Origin of the sequence: Nocardioides marmorisolisilvae, from assembly GCF_003725775.1 — a bacterium.
Lineage (GTDB): Bacteria > Actinomycetota > Actinomycetes > Propionibacteriales > Nocardioidaceae > Marmoricola > Marmoricola marmorisolisilvae.
This window is the reverse complement of the sequence record NZ_RJSG01000003.1, coordinates 130,594-145,857: the sequence shown is the minus strand read 5'-3', so window position 1 is coordinate 145,857 and position 15,264 is coordinate 130,594. Positions and strand designations below refer to the sequence as shown.

The following is a 15,264-nucleotide window of genomic DNA, read 5'->3' as shown; positions in this document are numbered from 1 at the left end:
ATGGCCACCGAACCGGTTACCTCGCACCTGCGGCTCGGTCTGAACCCGCGTCAGACCGAGACCGTGGAGAAGCTCCTCCTCGCCGGCGAGGAGGAGCTGGAGGCGGTCGGACCGGAGGCGCTCACGATCCGGATGGTCGCGCAGCGCGCCGGGGTCTCGCCGGCGACGGCCTACACCTACCTGGCCAGCAAGAACCACCTGTTCGCCGAGCTGTTCTGGCGCCGCATCGTCACCGAGCCCGGGCCGGAGCCCGACGGTGCCACCGCAGTCGACCGAATCCGGACGGTGACTCGCCACTTCGCGGCGCTCCTCGGGAGGTCCCCGCACCTGGCCACCGCCGCCAACATGGCGCTGCTCGGGACCGACCCCGAGGTCGAGCGGCTGCGGCTGGTGATCGGGGCCGAGTTCGTGGACCGGTTCCGCACCGCGATCGGCGAGCCCGCCGACCCGCGCGTCGTCGAGGCGCTGACCCTGGCGTTCTCCGGCGCCCTGCTCCAGGCCGGGATGGGCCTGATGACCTACGAAGAACTCTCCGAGCGGCTCGACTCCGTCGTCGCCGTGATCATGGAAGGCCACTGAGGATGACTGCCGAGCCGCAGGCCGGGTGCCCGCTCACGTTCGACCACTACGACCACGCACTCCAGGACGACCCGTACCCGACGTACGCGCGGCTGCGCGCGGAGGCGCCCCTCTTCCACAACGAGGAGCACGACTTCTGGGTGATGTCCCGGCACGCCGACCTGCACAAGGCCTGGCGCACCGACGACGTCTACTCGAACAAGATGGGCGTGACCCTCGACAAGAGCGCCTGGAACGAGAACGCGCACATCGTGATGTCGTTCCTGGGCATGGACCCGCCGGACCAGACCCGGCTGCGCAAGCTCGTCTCCCGCGGCTTCACCCCGAAGCGCGTCGCCGAGATGGAGCCGCGGATCACCGAGGTCAGCCTGCGGCACCTGGAGGCAGCGCTCGCCAAGGGCGAGGCCGAGGGCGGCTTCGACTGGATCGTCGACTTCGCCGGCAAGTACCCGATGGACGTGATCTCCGAGCTGCTCGGCGTCCCGGAGGCCGACCGCGACGAGGTACGCCGACTGGCGGACCTGCTGGTCGTGCGCGAGGACGGGCTCCGCGACGTTCCGCAGGCCGGCATGGACGCATCCCTGCAGATGTTCTCCTACTTCGCCGACCTGCTCGCTGCGCGCAAGAACGCCCCTGCGGACGATCTGGTCACCGCGCTCCTCCTCGCTGAGGACGAGGGCGACCGGATGACCGACGGAGAGCTCACCGCGTTCCTGTTCCTGATGGTGGTGGCCGGGAACGAGACCACGACCAAGCTGCTCGGCAACGCGGTCAGCAACCTCGCCCGGCACCCCGACCAGCTCGCGGCCGTGTTCGCCGACGCCGACCTGATCGCCCCCTGGATCGAGGAGACGCTGCGGTACGAGGCCTCCAGCCAGCTCCTCGCGCGCCACACGTTGCAGGACGTCACCATCGACGGGATCACCTGCCCTGCGGGTTCGCAGCTGCTGTTCAACGTCGGATCGGCCAACCACGACGAGACCGTGTTCACGAACTCCGAGGAGTTCGACATCCACCGCGACAAGGCCGAGCTCGCCAAGCACATCGCCTTCGGCGGAGGTCGGCACTTCTGCCTCGGTGCGAACCTGGCGCGGATGGAGGCGCAGATCGCGCTGAAGCAGCTGGTCGAGCGGGTCTCCACGATCGAGGTCGACCAGGACCGCGCGGTCCGGATGTACTCGGCGAACGTGCGCGGTTACGCCTCGCTGCCGGTCAGGGCCACCCTGCGATGACCTCGCGGTACGCATCCCTCACCCGTGAACAGCTCGCGGTGCTGCTGCCCGAGCTGCTGCTGATCGGCCAGCTCATCGACCGCTCGGGCATGGCCTGGTGCATCAGCGCGTTCGGTCGCGAGGGGATGCAGGAGGTGGCCATCGAGGAGTGGATGGCCTCGAGCCCGATCTACACCCGGCGGATGCAGAAGGCCCTGCGCTACGAGGGCGACGACGTCATCACGATCTTCAAGGGTCTCCAGCTCGACATCGGGGCGCCGCCGCAGTTCATGGACTTCCGTTACACCGTTCACGACCGCTGGAACGGGGAGTTCCACCTCGACCACTGCGGTGCGCTGATGGACGTGGAGCCGATGGGTCCGGATTTCGTGAAGGGCATGTGCCACGACATCGAGGACCCGACCTTCGACGCGACGGCCGTCGCCACCAACGCCCACGCGCAGGTCCGCCCGATCCACCGGCCCCCGCGCATGCCGGCCGAGCGGAACCCGCACTGCGCCTGGACCGTGAAGATCGACCCGGCCTACCCGCCGGTGAGCGAGTCTGAGGGCTGCGTCGCGCTGCAGTCCTCGAAGGCGGCACTGACCGTCCTCGATGACATCGACGCGTCCGACGACGGCCAGTCCGACTACAGCGGCGAGCTGATGGCCGACTTCGACTTCAGCGCCTACTCGCACTCAGCCCTGGTCCGGATGGCCGACGAGGTCTGCCTGCAGATGCAGCTGCTCAACCTCGGCTTCCTGCGGGCGGTGCAGGCGCGCACCGATGCCGCCGCGGCCGAGGAGATCGCCACCAAGCAGCTCGTCGGGATCGCGGGCGTCGCTGCCGAGCGGATCCGCGCGGCCCTCGACCTGCCCGCCGACGAGGTCGGCGCCCTGCGCGTCCTGGAGCTGCACCCGCTGCTGAACCCGGCTGCCTACGTGGCCGCGTCCTTCGGCGAAGGCCTCACGGTCACCCCCGGGCCGGCGCACGAGGACGGCGGCTGGATCACCCTGGTCGGACCGGACCGGATCGCCCCGCTTCAGGCTGCTGTCCGCGCCGTCGACCCGCACCTCGACGTCCAGGTCACGGCGGCTTCACGGGTTGAGCCTGCCGAAACCTGGACTGCGTACGTCGAACGGCGCGGCGAGCCCGCCGCAGAGGCGAGCGAGGTCGCCGTGACCCGCTTCAGCACCGGGACGTCGTTCCAGTTCCAGCCGCGGAAATCGATCCCCATCAGCGTGGTCTGAGGGCCGGCGGTTCGAGATCGCGACTACGCCAGGCTTGGCGTCCGTCCCAGATGGTTCGCGACATCGAGTAGCGGCTGGATGGCTGCGCCCGGCTCGCCTTGGACACGGATCAGGTAGTCGCCGCGTACCACGAGGATCTCGGGAATCGCCTGAGCGTCTGCTGGGTCAGCCGGATCCACCAGTGCCGGGTCCCCGTGGAAGGTCGTGACGTATGGTCGCCCGTTCTCTCGACGAATGCGTTCAGCCCAGCCCTTGTCCAGATCGACGTGGACCCATCCGGTCTCGTACGTGAGGTAGACGGCGCCGTAGGCAAGGGCTGGTGTAGCCGGACCGCCGGAGCAGAAGTAAGCAGCAGTGAACTGAGAATGATCGGGCGTCGCGGTCGTGACCGGGATCGTTGCCAGGCGACGGACCACGTCGAGGGGTGTCTCTTCTGCACCGTCACAGGGCTGATCGAAACTGCGCCCTGGCCCGTCGCCCATGCGTCGTGTGGCCGCGGACGTGTCTGCGCCAGTACGTACGGCTCGTCCGGCCGACGGTGCTGGCGTGAGCGCATTCGCTGCGACGATCAAGGCAGACGCGGCCGCTGCGCCGAACCACAGGCCGCGAAGCGCGGTCTGACCTTCTCTGCGGGATTCAGATGAGTTCATCGGTGCGCTCCTTTGCTAGCTGATGTCGTCGATGTACGGGTACTTCCACCAGTTGCTGAAGTCCGGATCCGTGTCGGAGTACGTCGTGCCGTGATCCCAACGACTCCAGGCGCTCGAGCTACCAGCTTCTTGGATCTCGTGGAATCGTCCGAGTCCCGCGTCGGACTGGTCTCCACGTTCCTGGTTGACGCCGTCGCTTCCGCTCGTGAAGCTCAGGTAGATGCCGTCCGGGACCTTGGATCTGACGGGGCGCATCTGCTCGCTGACGAGCGACCAGGCTGGCGCTTACGCGCCTCCCGGATCATCACCGTGTCGTTCGACCGTGTTCCGCCCTGAGACCCGGCGCGCGCGACCGGGTCCGGCGGCATACGGTGGTTCCATGAAGGCCCTGCTCCTGGAGAACATCCACCCCGCTGCTGTCGAGCTGCTCGAGCAGCGCGGCTGCGAGGTCGAGCTGCGCACCGAGTCCCTGTCCGAGGACGCGCTGATCGAGGCGCTGCCCGGCGTCGACATGCTCGGGATCCGGTCGAACACCAACGTGACCGAGCGGGTGCTCGACGCCGCGCCGGGCCTGCAGACGATCGGCTGCTTCTGCATCGGCACGAACCAGGTCGACCTGGCTGCCAGCACCGCCCGCGGCATCGGTGTGTTCAACGCGCCGTACTCCAACACCCGCAGCGTCGTGGAGCTGGTGATCGGCGAGATCATCGCGCTCGCCCGCCGGCTGCCGGAGAAGACCCAGCGGATGCACGAGGGCACCTGGGACAAGTCGGCCCGAGGCAGCCACGAGATCCGCGGCCGCACGCTCGGCATCGTCGGCTACGGGAACATCGGCACCCAGCTCTCGAACATGGCCGAGGCGATCGGCATGCGGGTCGTCTTCTACGACACCGCAGACCGTCCGGCCCACGGCAACGCCCGCAAGGTGCGCTCGCTGCGCGAGCTGCTCTCGATCTCCGACGTGGTGAGCCTGCACGTCGACGGGCGCCCGGGGAACGCGGGCTTCTTCGGTGCGGACGAGTTCGCCGCGATGAAGTCGCGGTCGATGTTCATCAACGCCTCGCGCGGCATGGTCGTCGACTACGAGGCGCTGCGCGAGCACCTGCTCTCCGGCCACATCGCCGGTGCTGCCGTGGACGTGTTCCCGGTGGAGCCGAAGGCAAACGGCGACACCTTCACCTCGGTGCTGCAGGGCCTGGACAACGTGATCCTCACCCCGCACGTCGGCGGTTCGACGCAGGAGGCGCAGGAGGAGATCGGTGGCTTCGTCGCCGGCAAGCTGGCCGGCTTCCTGTTCGAGGGCAGCACCGCACTGTCGGTGAACCTGCCGGGTTTCGTGGTGCCGCCGCTCGTCGACGTCCACCGCATCGGCTTCCTGCACCGCAACGTGCCGGGCGTGCTGGCCGAGTTCAGCGCACTCACCGCCGAGGGCGGCAACATCACCTTCCAGCAGCTCGCCACGAACGCTGACCTCGGCTACGTGGTTGCCGACGTGGTCGACGCGTTGCCGGACAGCGCGATCCAGAAGCTGCGCGGCTCCGAGCACTGCCTCTGGCTGCGGACCTGGTCCTGAGCCTTGGCTGCCAGCGAGTCGTTCAGTGACCGCGACTCGTGGGAGCGCCGGTGGGAGCAGGCACTCGCGCAGCACGGTGACGCCATCGTCTCCAAGCCGCCGAATCCCTTGCTGGTAGGGGAATTCTCCGATGTGGAACCGGGGCGCGCGCTCGACGCCGGCTGCGGCCACGGTGCCGAATCGATCTGGCTCGCGGGCCTCGGATGGCGGGTGACCGCGGTCGACTTCTCAGTGGCGGCGCTCGAGCGTGGTCGAGCCACCGGGACGGCTCTGGACCTCGGTGAGCAGATCGAGTGGCTCGAAGGAGACCTCGGTGTCTGGACGCCCGAGCCGGCGGCGTACGACCTGGTGAGCTGCCTCTACGTGCACGTCGCAGGTTCGGCAGTCGAGATGGTGCAGCGACTCGCCAGCGGGGTGGCGCCGGGCGGCACGCTGTTCCTCGTCGGCTATCCGGCGACCGACCCGGAGACGGGGGAGCCGACGATGGCGGCCGGCCAGAATCAGGTCACGGTCCCGGACGCGCTCGCAGCGCTGACCGACGGCTGGGAGATCGAGATCGCCGAGAACCGTCCGCGCGAGGTGGGCGGTGGCGTCGATGCTGTGGTGAGAGCGAGGCGGTGGTGAGCGAGCACGAGGACCGGCACTCGGCGGAGTACTGGGACGAGCGCTACTCCGCGGAACCGGTGTGGAGCGGCAACCCCAACGCCGCCCTGGTGGCCGAAGCGAGCGACCTCGGACCGGGACGCGCTCTGGACGTCGGCTGCGGAGAGGGCGCGGACTCGGTCTGGCTCGCGCTGGGTGGCTGGGACGTGACCGCCCTGGACATCTCAGCCAAGGCTGTCGAGCGCACGGCTGCCGTCGCGGACCAGGCCGGGGTCGCGGTCGTCGGTGTCGCCGCCGGGATCCTCGAGGCTGAGCTCGCGTCGGGCTCCTTCGACCTGGTCAGCGTGATGTACCCGGCGATCCTCCGTACGCCGACCCGCGACGCCGAGCGCCGGCTGCTCGACCTGGTCGCGCCGGGCGGCACGCTGCTGGTCGTGCACCACGCGGACGTCGATCGCGAGCACGCGCTGAACCGCGGCTTCGACCCCGACGACTACGTCTCGCCCGAGGACGTCCGCATCGCGGCGGTCGAGCAGGGCGGCTGGTCGGTCGTCGTCGACGAGCGACGCGACCGGTCCGTCGAGCACGGCGCCGGCGCGCACCACAAGGCCGACCTGGTGGTCCGGCTCCGCCGAGGTTGAACCCGGGCGAACCCGGTCAGCCGACGTACGCCGTCATCCGGATCGAGACCAGCAGGCCCGGCAGGTCGACGCCGAGCTTGGCGACGTAGCGGGTCGGGGGATCGGTGGGGAACCACCGGGCGTACTCCTCGTTCAGCCCGGTGAAGTCGTTCGGGTCGGTCAGCAGGATGCCGACCTCGGTGACGTCGTCGAGACTCGCACCCGCGGCCTCGAGGATCGTCCGGCAGTTCGTGAGGGCCGGCTTGGTCTGATCGCCGATCGACTCACCGGCGAGCGCGCCCGTGCTCGGGTCGATCCCGACGGTCCCGGAGACGAAGACCTGGGATCCGGCCCGCACCGCTTGGCTGTACATCGGCGAGTTGGGAGCGTCCGCCGTGCTGATGATCGTGCGTGGCATGGCCCGAGCGTCTCAACGATCGAGCCGGCGGGCAACGGGTCGGTAAAACACGATAAAGTCACTCGACTAAAGATAGATAGCGAGTTGACCGTGACCACCACGACCACCGCAGCGGAACTGACGCTCACGCCGCTGCAGCTGCCACCGGCACCGCCGGTGGTGCGTGCGCGTGCGCCGCGGTCCCCACGACGCCGGTGGCCCGCGGTCGTGCTCCTGGTCCTCGGCGCCGCCCTGGTGGTGGTCCCGGTCGTCGGCGGGCTCTTCACCAAGTCGGCCTCGGGCCAGCAGCTCATCGATGCCTTCGCCCCGCACCTGACTCCGGACTCGCTCGGCCGCTACGACACCGACCTGCACACCTTGCGCACCGGCACCTCTGCGCTGGACCGCGTCTACGCGCGGGACCACGTCGCCCCGGGCCGGTACCCCGGGATCGACGCCTACCGATCGCAGTCGGAGGCGGTCCAGGCGCGCGCGACGACCCTGCTCGACCGGATCCGGGCGGCCGAGCCCGACTACCGCAAGGTCGCCGGCATCGGCGGCTTCGACCGGCTGCCGTTCCTCCTGGTGACGGCCGGCCTCGGACTGGCGTACGCCGGCGGGGTGCTGCTGTCGGGACGGCAGCGCGCCGGGGGAGCCGCAGCCCTGGCGCTGCTGGCCTCGGTCGCCCTGGCCGGCTACCCGTTGATCAGCAGCCTGCCGGAGGGTTCGCGTGCCGGGCACCGGCTCCAGCACGCCCTGGCGCCGGTGATGACCGACGCCACCGTGCTGCGCGAGCAGCGCGACTTCGTGCTGCTGGTGCATGCGGTCGGCGAGCTCGACACCGCGTTCCGCGTTGACTCCCGCCGCGGCGAGGGCGGCAGGCAGCTGCGCGCGCTGGTGGCGGCCTGGCCGACGATCTCCTCCGACCTCGCGAGCCTGGTCGGGGCCATCGAGGACAACCTCGACAACGATGCGGCGCTGGCCGACCTCGACGACCTGGGCCGACCTCTCGGGGTCTCCGGTCTGATCGCGATGCCGTGGCTGCTCGTCGGCGCCGGCGGAGTCGGCGCCGTCGCCGCACTCTCAGCTCTGCCCCGTCGTAGGAAGGAAGCACGATGACGACCTCGTTCCGCCGTACCGGAGCAGTCCTCGCGGCGGTGATCGCCGCCGGAACGCTGGCGGGCTGTGGTGGCGGCAGCAAGGAGGACGACAGCCGGGGCACCGAGCTCGTCGGCCTGCTCAAGCTCGCGCCGGGAGCAGTGAAGGGCGGCAAGGTCAGCGGAACGTGGTTCCGGATGGTCCAGGTCGGCGGCACCGTCAAGAACGGCCCGTTCATGAAGAACGCCGACTCGAAGGCCGACGGCGGCGAGGTGACCCTGCTGCGACCCGGCACGTCCGGAGGTCTCCGTCTGGAGGGCTACCAGTCCCAACCCGTCCCGGCGTTCGCGGCCAACGGTGACTCGTTGGCGAACGCCATCGTCAAGCCGGCCCGGTTCTTCGCCGTGGCGTTCAGCATCTCGACCAACCCGGTCGACCCGCAGACCAAGCGCCAGGTCGCTCCGCCCACCGTCTACGTCAAGGACGGCCGGTTGAGCGCAGACCTCTCCTCCTGGGGTGTGACCTGGAACAAGCAGGTCTTCAACCAGGGCGCGCCGAAGCCGGTTCCGGACACGGCTGCGAAGGCCCCGGGTCAGGAGAAGGCGGCGAAGGTCTGGGACTGGGTGGCCGGCAAGTACTTGGAGTCGGCCCCGGCGCCGACGTTGACCGGCACGTCAGCGACCGGCACGTTCGACGCCAAATCCGGCCGGTTCACGCTCGAGTGGACCAGCCTCATCGAGGGCGGCCCGTTCAACCGGTTCATCGGGCGCTGGCACCTGGAGGGCACGTTCGTGAAGGACGGGCGCGCGCCCGATGCCTGAGCGCTCCGGGTCGGCGATCGAGGTCGAGAACGCGTCGAAGGTCCTCGACGGCGTCCGGGTGCTCGACCGCGTCTCGTTCACGGCCGAGCCGGGACGGGTGACCGCCTTCCTCGGGCCGAACGGAGCCGGCAAGTCGACGACGCTGCGCGCGATCCTCGGGATCGACCACCTCGACTCCGGGCGGGCGGTGATCGGCGGGCGGCCGTTCCGCGAGCACCCGCAGCCGTTGCAGGTCGCCGGGGCACTCCTCTCCCCGGACGCCGCCCATCCGGCGCGCAGCACCCGGGGTCACCTGCGGATTCTCGCGGCTTCCAACGGACTGTCCCGCACGGCGGTCGATCGCGCCCTCGAGCTGGTCGGTCTGCGCGACCTCGCCGACCTGCCCGCGGGGCAGATGTCGCTCGGCATGAAGCAGCGCCTGGGGCTGGCCACCGCCCTGATCGGGGACCCGGCGGTGGTGATCCTCGACGAGCCGCACAACGGCCTGGACACCGCGGCGATCCGGTGGCTGCGTGGCGTGCTGCGCTCCCTCGCCGATGCGGGCCGCACGGTGCTCGTCTCCAGCCACCTGATGGCTGAGGTCGAGCTGATCGCCGACGACGTCGTCGTCATCGACGAGGGCCGGATCATCGCGGCTGACACCCTGGAACGTTTCCTCGGGATCAGCGGCTCGCTCGAGGACCGCTACCTGGGCGAGCTGAGCTCGCGATGAGCCGATTCACCGACGCCGTCGCCGCCGAGCTGGTCAAGGTCCGCACCGTGCGCGGCCTGGTCGTGGGTGCTGTGCTCGCGACCCTCGCACTTCCGCTGACCTCGTTGCTGGTGGTCACCAGCGGTGGCCTCGGCGAGCAGGACACGCTGACCAGCGGCGCTGCCACCGGGACCGTGGTCGGCCTGCTGGCGTTCGGGGCCTGGGGCGCGTCGGTGGCGGGGAGCGAGTACGTGCACCGCACCATCACCGTCAGCCTGGCCGCGGTCCCGCACCGTCCGACCCTTCTCCTGGCCAAGCTCGCCGCGGCCGGTGCGATCGCCGCGGTCGGGGGAGCCGCCGCGGCGCTGCTCTCGGTGCTGCTGGTGCACTCGGCCGCGCCCCCGCACACCCATCACCTCGGGAACCCGTGGTCCCTGGTCGGGATCGTCCTCGCGTTCGTGGCGGTGACCGTGGTGGGGGTTGCCGTCGGCGTGCTGGTTCGTTCCTCGACGGCGTCGATCGCCGTCGTCGCGGCCGCGGTGCTCCTGCCCAAGGCAGCGGCCGGGCTGCTCGGGGGGCTCCAGCCCTGGGTCGTCGGGGCGAGCCCCGGCACCGTGGTCACCCAGCTCGTGCACGGCGGGCAGCTCGCGGACGACCAGACCTTTCCCGGCGGGACGGCGCTGGCGCTGCTGAGCATGCTGGCGGTGGCGACGGCCGTCGGGTCCGTGAGCGCTCTGGCGTTCGGGCGTCGCGACGGCTAGCTCTCAGGTGACGTCAGGAATGCCCAGCTCGGCCATCAGCTTCACGCCCGCGGTCCGGTGCCGTTTCCCGGCGAGCAGGAGCGTGCGGGCCTCCTGGTAGCGACACCCGGCGGCCCGCATCGCCTCCTGGGTCGCCAGCACCGCGTCGAGGTCACCGGCGGCCAGGGCCGCCGCGCGGTCCAGGATCGCTGAGGCGATCGGGTTCGCGGTCACGTGGGGACGAGTGCGCTCGACCCGCTCGAGGGCGTCCGGCAGGTCCGCGAGCACGGACGCCTCGGCCCAGTACGCCGTCCACCACGGCCGCCACAACCCGAGGTGCCAACCGTTGGCGCCGGCACCGCCCACGGCCTTCCCTTCGGACGGGTCGTCCGGGAGGAGGGCCAGGACGCCGTGCGGGTCGTCGCGGTGGAGCAGCACCAGGGCGTCGAAGGAGGGGGACGAGGTGGACGGTTCCGGGAAGCCGCCCCGGAGGTCCCGGCACAGGCTCCTCCAGGCAGTCGCGCGGTCGTCGTCCCCACGGAGAGCGTGCGCCGCTGCCACCGACAACGCGCTCGGTCCGAGCTGGCCGATGGCGGGCCGTCCGGCGCGGTCCCAGGTGCGCTCGAACCGCTCGCCGCCCTCGACGACCTTGGCGATCTCACCCACCGCGAAGTCGACGCGGAGCTGCCGGGAGATGGCGACGTACTGGACGCCCTCGTAGAACGGAAGTGCAGCGAGCCGGTCCGCGGACTCGGCCGCGCCCCGCAGGTCCCCGGCTGCGATGAGGACGTCGGCGCCCATCAGGTAGCAGTCGTTGAGTTCCATCGCTGCCGGGATCTCCTCGGGGACGGTGGCGAGCAGCTCCATCCGGGTCTGCACCGTGCGTGCTGCGCCCGCGAGATCGCCGTGCACGAGGATCTCGGCGGTCACGGCGTCCAGCCCGGCGCTCAGCAGGAGTGGGTCACCCGAGGCCCGCGCCAGCTCGACCGCTGCCTCGGCTCGGTCGAGGCCGCCCTCCACCCCGACCTCGGCGAGCGCGACCGACGCGCGGACGCCCAGGTCCGTGGAGCCGACGGCGATCGCGGCGTCGAGGTAGCGGACGGCGTCGTCGCGGGTCAGCGGTTCGGGGAAGACGCCCTGGAACCGCATGATCACCTCGGCGGCCCGTGCGGAGAGCACGGCTGCCGTGGTCCGGTCGTCGACCTCCTCGGCCAGGGCCACGGCCTGGTCCAGGAGCCGCAGGTAGTCGTTGCCCGACTGGCGCGCGAGCGCCGAGTTGGCGGCGTCGATCAGTGCCGCGAGCTGGTCGGCCGGGCGCTGGGCCAGCTGCGCGGCCTGGGCGAACCCGCGTTGCGCAGCGGCCGGTTGGCCCCGGGCGAAGTCGAGCCGGGCCAGGAGCACGGCCAGCCGGGAGGCGACGTCGTCGGTGACGTCGTCCCCCGCGGCGGCCATCAGCGCTGCCCGCAGGTCGTCGCTGACCTGGTCGAAAGCCGTCCGCCAGGTCGGGTCGCCGGTTTCCTGCCGCTCGTGCAGGGCGCTGGCCGTGCCCAGGCACCAGCGCAGGTGACGGGAACGGAGCCCGTCGAGCTGGCCGCGTTCCTCGAGAAGCTCCTGCCCGTACTGACGCACGGTCTCCAGCGCGCGGTACCGGGTCCCGGTCGGTGAGGGTCGGGCGATCAGCAAGCTGTTGTCGACCAGGTGCGCCAGACCCTCGACGGTGGCAGCCACCGAAGCCTCGGGCTCGACCACCGCGGCGGCATCGGCGGCGGAGAACCGCATGGCGAAGACGCAGACCTGCTCGAGCAGCGCGCGCCGGTCGTCGTCGAGCAGCGACCAGCTCCAGTCGAGCGTCGCGCGCAGCGAGTGGTGCCGCTCGTGCACCCGGGTCCCGCCGGAGAGCATCAGCAGCGGTTCGGTCAGCCCGGCCTCCAGGCCGTCGAGGCCCAGGCTCGGCAGTCGTGAGGCCGCCAGCTCGATGGCGAGGGCGACCCCGTCGAGCTGGAAGCAGATCGCGGCGACCCGGTCGCGGTCCGCTTCACCCAGCGCGGCCCCGACGGTGGTCGCTCGTTCCTCGAAGAGCCGGACCGCGTCCCCGGGGTCGTCCCCGGCAGGAAGCGACAACCCCGGCACCGCGAAGACCCGTTCGAAGGGCAGCATCAGCCGGGTGCGGCTGGTCGCGAGGAGGGTGAGCTTCTCGCACCCGGCGAGCATGCGCTCGGCGAACGCGGCCGCGCCGTCCAGGACGTGCTCGCAGTTGTCCAGGACGATCAGGAGGCGGCGCGATCCGATCCAGGCCGACAGCGTCTCGGTGAGCGTGCGACCGGGGATTTCCTTGACGCCCAGGACGCCGGCCACCGCGGCGGCGATCGAGTCAGGATCCGCGACCGGCACCAGGTCGACGTACCAGACGCCGTCGAAGACCCCCACGAGGTCGCCGGCCGTCACGGTCACCAGCCTCGTCTTGCCGACGCCGCCAGGTCCGAGGAGCGTGACCAGGCGTTCGTTCTCGACGAGCTCGACCAGGGCCCGGCGCTCGTCGTGGCGGCCCACGAAGGAGGTGAGCGCTACCGGAAGGACCGCTGTTCCGAGGTCTGCGGCCTCGAGATCCTCGTCCGCGGCTGCTCCGGAGCCGGATCCTCCGGTAGCGGCGACGGCATGGGCAGCGAGGGCCCGCTTGTCGGGGAGGTCGAGCTTGCGGAGAAGCGTGGCGACGTGGGACTCGACGGTGCGGACGGAGATGAACAGCCGCTCGGCGATCTCCGCATTGGTGAGGTGCTCGCCGACCAGCGCGAGGACCTCACCTTCACGCCGGGAGACCCCGGCCGGTGGCGGTGGCAGCTGCACCCCACCATTCTGCATTTTCGGAGGCCGGGCGTGCGCTCGTTGCGCCCCGGACGAGCCGGGAGAACAGGCTGCGCTCGCCGCGGCAGGCGCGGGCGGTGCGCCGGCGGTCGGCCTGGGCGCGCAGGTCGTCGATGCGGGCGGTGGTCATCTGGCGGGTGATGTAGGTGGTCATCTCGGGCTCCTCGGGTCGGTTTTCCTGATGACCCGATCGTCCGATCTGCGGGGGTACCCCGACATCCGCAGCGACTACGGAACCGACTACGGAAACCGGGGCTCAGTACCCGTATCCGCGCTCAGCGGACGGCAGCGAGGGCGGCGCGGACGTACCCGTCGGTCCGCGGCGAGGAGACCATGTGGTCGGCCAGCCGGTTCGGCGCGTACGCGACCGTGGTGCGGGTGTCGAGGTCGTTGACGACGATCGCCCCGCCGTACCCGGTCCACCAGCAGATCCGGCCCTCCGGGATGACCGGGGCGGTCGGCATCTGCAGGGCGTAGCCCATCCCGAAGCGCACCGGGACCAGCAGCATCAGGTCGGGTCCCTCGGCCTGGACCTCGAAGATCCGCTCGACGGTGCCCGCCGAGAGCAGCTCCAGGCCTCCGTACGAGCCGCCGTGGGAGATGAGCGCCTGGGCCTGGGCGATGCCGCGGGCGTTCCCGTGTCCGCCGGCGCCCCCGACCGCGCTCCGGCGCCAGGCCGGGGTGTTGCACACCGTCTCCGGCGCGACCAGCGGGTTGAAGATCGTCCGCAGCAGGAACGCGTCCGGCGACATCGCGCTGTAGTCGGTGTTCGACGGCGGCGGGTTCGACAGGTCGGCGCACAGGTCCAGCTCGTCGTCGGGGACGCCCAGCCGGAAGCCGCCGCCCAGCGGCTCCATGATGTCGGTGTGCAGGATGTCCGCCACGGTGCGGCCGGTCGCGCCGCGGACGATCCCGTCGACCAGGTGGCCGTGGTTGACCAGGTGGTAGGCCGGCGCGGAACCGGGCTCGTACCACGGTGCCTGCTCGGCCAGCAGCGCCTCGGACTTCTCCAGGTCGCAGATGTCCTCGATGCTGACCGGCTCGGTCCAGCCCGGCACACCGCTGGTGTGCCCGAGGACCTGGCGGACCAGGACGCTCTCCTTGCCCGCAGCCCCGAACTCGGGCCAGTACGTCGCCACGGGCGCGTCCAGGTCGATGAGTCCCTTCTCGACCTGGGTCAGGAGCGCCAGGGCCACCATCGTCTTCGTGACCGACCAGACCTGGGTGATGGTGTCCCGCTCCCACGGGACGCCCGGACGGGCCTCGCCACCCCAGAGGTCGACGACCAGCTCGCCGTCGTGCACCACCGCGACGCTGGCGCCGCGGTCCTCGCCGTTGGCGAGGTTCTCCTCGAGGAGGTCCCGGAGCGGGCTGAACTCGTCTGCGCAGGTGCCGTCGACCACGGGGTCACCTTAGGGGTCCGCGCACGGGCGTGGAGCGCGTCCCGAACGCAGAACAGCCCGGACCTGGTGGTCCGGGCTGTTTCACTTGCGACCCCGACGGGACTCGAACCCGCGGCCTCCGCCGTGACAGGGCGGCGCGCTAACCAACTGCGCTACGGGGCCTGGTGCTTGCTTCAAGGTGGTGCATTTGCGAAGCCACGGAATGCTAACGCATCGGGACCTCAGCACTGAAATCGCACCCCCAACGGGATTCGAACCCGTGCTACCGCCGTGAAAGGGCGACGTCCTAGGCCACTAGACGATGGGGGCTTGGGACCGACCAAGCATAGGGCACCGGTCACTACGCTCGGACCGTGGACCTGGACGACGACGCCTTCGAGGAGCTGGTCGCGGACGCCCTCGACCGCATCCCCGGCCCGCTCGCCGGCCTGATGGACAACGTCGTGGTGCTGATCGAGGAGGAGCCGCCCGAGGACGAGCCGGACCTGCTCGGCCTGTACGTCGGCACCCCGCTGACCGAGCGGGACAGCGGCTACACCTTCCAGGCTCCGGACCAGGTCTTCATCTACCGGGGGCCGCTGCTGCGGATGTGCGAGGACGCCGAGGAGCTGGCCGAGGAGGTCGAGATCACCGTGGTGCACGAGCTCGCGCACCACTTCGGGATCGACGACGAGCAGCTGCACGCGTGGGGCTGGGGCTAGCTCCGTGTGCTGGTTGAGCTTGTCGAAACCCGGCGAGGTTTGCGCGAACGTCACCACGTTTCGAC

Annotated in this window: 17 protein-coding genes and 2 tRNA genes; 11 read left to right on the top strand and 8 right to left on the bottom strand. The window is 70.8% G+C overall.

Annotated features, from left to right (window positions below):
* The 3 genes from EFL95_RS16195 to EFL95_RS16185 are packed head-to-tail and all read left to right on the top strand — an operon-like array spanning position 1 to position 3,040.
* Positions 1-579 (top strand): TetR/AcrR family transcriptional regulator, encoded by a 579-nt coding sequence (locus tag EFL95_RS16195; protein WP_123235142.1) that lies wholly within the window; start codon positions 1-3, stop codon positions 577-579.
* Between the two features lie 2 nt (positions 580-581).
* Positions 582-1,811 carry a cytochrome P450 gene (locus EFL95_RS16190; RefSeq protein ID WP_123235141.1) on the top strand — a complete coding sequence of 410 codons (1,230 nt, stop codon included), beginning with the start codon at positions 582-584 and terminating at the stop codon, positions 1,809-1,811.
* A complete protein-coding gene (locus tag EFL95_RS16185; RefSeq protein ID WP_123235140.1) occupies positions 1,808-3,040 on the top strand; it encodes a hypothetical protein in 1,233 nt (410 codons plus the stop codon). The genes EFL95_RS16190 and EFL95_RS16185 overlap by 4 nt, the downstream gene beginning before the upstream one ends.
* A gap of 23 nt (positions 3,041-3,063) precedes the next feature.
* On the opposite strand, the gene EFL95_RS19280 is transcribed toward EFL95_RS16185, so the two are convergent.
* Both EFL95_RS19280 and EFL95_RS16180 read right to left on the bottom strand, forming a co-directional pair.
* Positions 3,064-3,690: a hypothetical protein gene (locus EFL95_RS19280; protein WP_148045077.1), complete on the bottom strand. Its 627-nt coding sequence runs from the start codon at positions 3,688-3,690 to the stop codon at positions 3,064-3,066.
* 15 nt (positions 3,691-3,705) lie between these two features.
* Positions 3,706-3,945, bottom strand: coding sequence for a hypothetical protein (locus EFL95_RS16180; protein WP_123235139.1), 240 nt, complete (start codon positions 3,943-3,945; stop codon positions 3,706-3,708).
* Between the two features lie 124 nt (positions 3,946-4,069).
* On the opposite strand from EFL95_RS16180, the gene serA reads away from it, so the two are divergent.
* Genes serA through EFL95_RS16165 form a run of 3 tightly spaced genes read left to right on the top strand, consistent with a single transcriptional unit; the run spans position 4,070 to position 6,507 of the window.
* A complete protein-coding gene (gene serA / locus EFL95_RS16175) occupies positions 4,070-5,263 on the top strand; it encodes a phosphoglycerate dehydrogenase (RefSeq protein ID WP_123235138.1) in 1,194 nt (397 codons plus the stop codon).
* A 3-nt stretch (positions 5,264-5,266) separates the two neighbouring features.
* Entirely contained in the window at positions 5,267-5,887 is a 621-nt protein-coding gene (locus tag EFL95_RS16170) for a class I SAM-dependent methyltransferase (RefSeq protein WP_123235137.1), read from the top strand.
* The gene (locus EFL95_RS16165; protein ID WP_221176473.1) at positions 5,884-6,507 is read left to right on the top strand and encodes a class I SAM-dependent methyltransferase; all 624 of its coding nucleotides are present in this window, start codon (positions 5,884-5,886) and stop codon (positions 6,505-6,507) included. The genes EFL95_RS16170 and EFL95_RS16165 overlap by 4 nt, the downstream gene beginning before the upstream one ends.
* Before the next feature lie 16 nt (positions 6,508-6,523).
* On the opposite strand, the gene EFL95_RS16160 is transcribed toward EFL95_RS16165, so the two are convergent.
* Positions 6,524-6,904, bottom strand: a complete 381-nt coding sequence (locus EFL95_RS16160) for a RidA family protein (RefSeq protein ID WP_123235135.1) — start codon at positions 6,902-6,904, stop codon at positions 6,524-6,526.
* Between the two features lie 90 nt (positions 6,905-6,994).
* On the opposite strand from EFL95_RS16160, the gene EFL95_RS16155 reads away from it, so the two are divergent.
* Genes EFL95_RS16155 through EFL95_RS16140 form a run of 4 tightly spaced genes read left to right on the top strand, consistent with a single transcriptional unit; the run spans position 6,995 to position 10,254 of the window.
* Positions 6,995-8,002 carry a hypothetical protein gene (locus EFL95_RS16155; RefSeq protein WP_148045076.1) on the top strand — a complete coding sequence of 336 codons (1,008 nt, stop codon included), beginning with the start codon at positions 6,995-6,997 and terminating at the stop codon, positions 8,000-8,002.
* Positions 7,999-8,802: a hypothetical protein gene (locus tag EFL95_RS16150; protein WP_123235133.1), complete on the top strand. Its 804-nt coding sequence runs from the start codon at positions 7,999-8,001 to the stop codon at positions 8,800-8,802. The genes EFL95_RS16155 and EFL95_RS16150 overlap by 4 nt, the downstream gene beginning before the upstream one ends.
* A complete protein-coding gene (locus EFL95_RS16145; RefSeq protein ID WP_123235132.1) occupies positions 8,795-9,514 on the top strand; it encodes an ABC transporter ATP-binding protein in 720 nt (239 codons plus the stop codon). The genes EFL95_RS16150 and EFL95_RS16145 overlap by 8 nt, the downstream gene beginning before the upstream one ends.
* A complete protein-coding gene (locus EFL95_RS16140; RefSeq protein WP_123235131.1) occupies positions 9,511-10,254 on the top strand; it encodes a hypothetical protein in 744 nt (247 codons plus the stop codon). Before EFL95_RS16145 ends, EFL95_RS16140 begins: the two co-directional genes overlap by 4 nt.
* 3 nt (positions 10,255-10,257) lie before the next feature.
* Here EFL95_RS16140 and EFL95_RS19625 read toward each other — a convergent pair whose 3' ends face one another.
* The 5 genes from EFL95_RS19625 to EFL95_RS16115 all read right to left on the bottom strand — a co-directional run bounded on the left by EFL95_RS19625 (position 10,258) and on the right by EFL95_RS16115 (position 14,807).
* Complete coding sequence (locus EFL95_RS19625) at positions 10,258-13,077, bottom strand: ATP-binding protein (protein ID WP_246005003.1); 2,820 nt, start codon at positions 13,075-13,077, stop codon at positions 10,258-10,260.
* On the bottom strand, positions 13,037-13,249 hold the full coding sequence (locus EFL95_RS16130; protein WP_123235130.1) for a hypothetical protein: 213 nt from the start codon (positions 13,247-13,249) through the stop codon (positions 13,037-13,039). The genes EFL95_RS19625 and EFL95_RS16130 overlap by 41 nt, the downstream gene beginning before the upstream one ends.
* Positions 13,250-13,370: 121 nt before the next feature.
* The gene (locus EFL95_RS16125) at positions 13,371-14,498 is read right to left on the bottom strand and encodes a serine hydrolase domain-containing protein (protein WP_123235129.1); all 1,128 of its coding nucleotides are present in this window, start codon (positions 14,496-14,498) and stop codon (positions 13,371-13,373) included.
* Positions 14,499-14,586: 88 nt separating this feature from the next.
* Positions 14,587-14,660: transfer RNA gene (locus EFL95_RS16120), tRNA-Asp, on the bottom strand.
* 74 nt (positions 14,661-14,734) lie between these two features.
* Positions 14,735-14,807, bottom strand: a tRNA-Glu gene (locus tag EFL95_RS16115).
* 44 nt (positions 14,808-14,851) lie between these two features.
* Between EFL95_RS16115 and EFL95_RS16110 the strand changes: the two genes are divergently transcribed.
* Positions 14,852-15,199: a metallopeptidase family protein gene (locus EFL95_RS16110; protein WP_246005002.1), complete on the top strand. Its 348-nt coding sequence runs from the start codon at positions 14,852-14,854 to the stop codon at positions 15,197-15,199.
* Positions 15,200-15,264 lie beyond the last annotated feature (65 nt).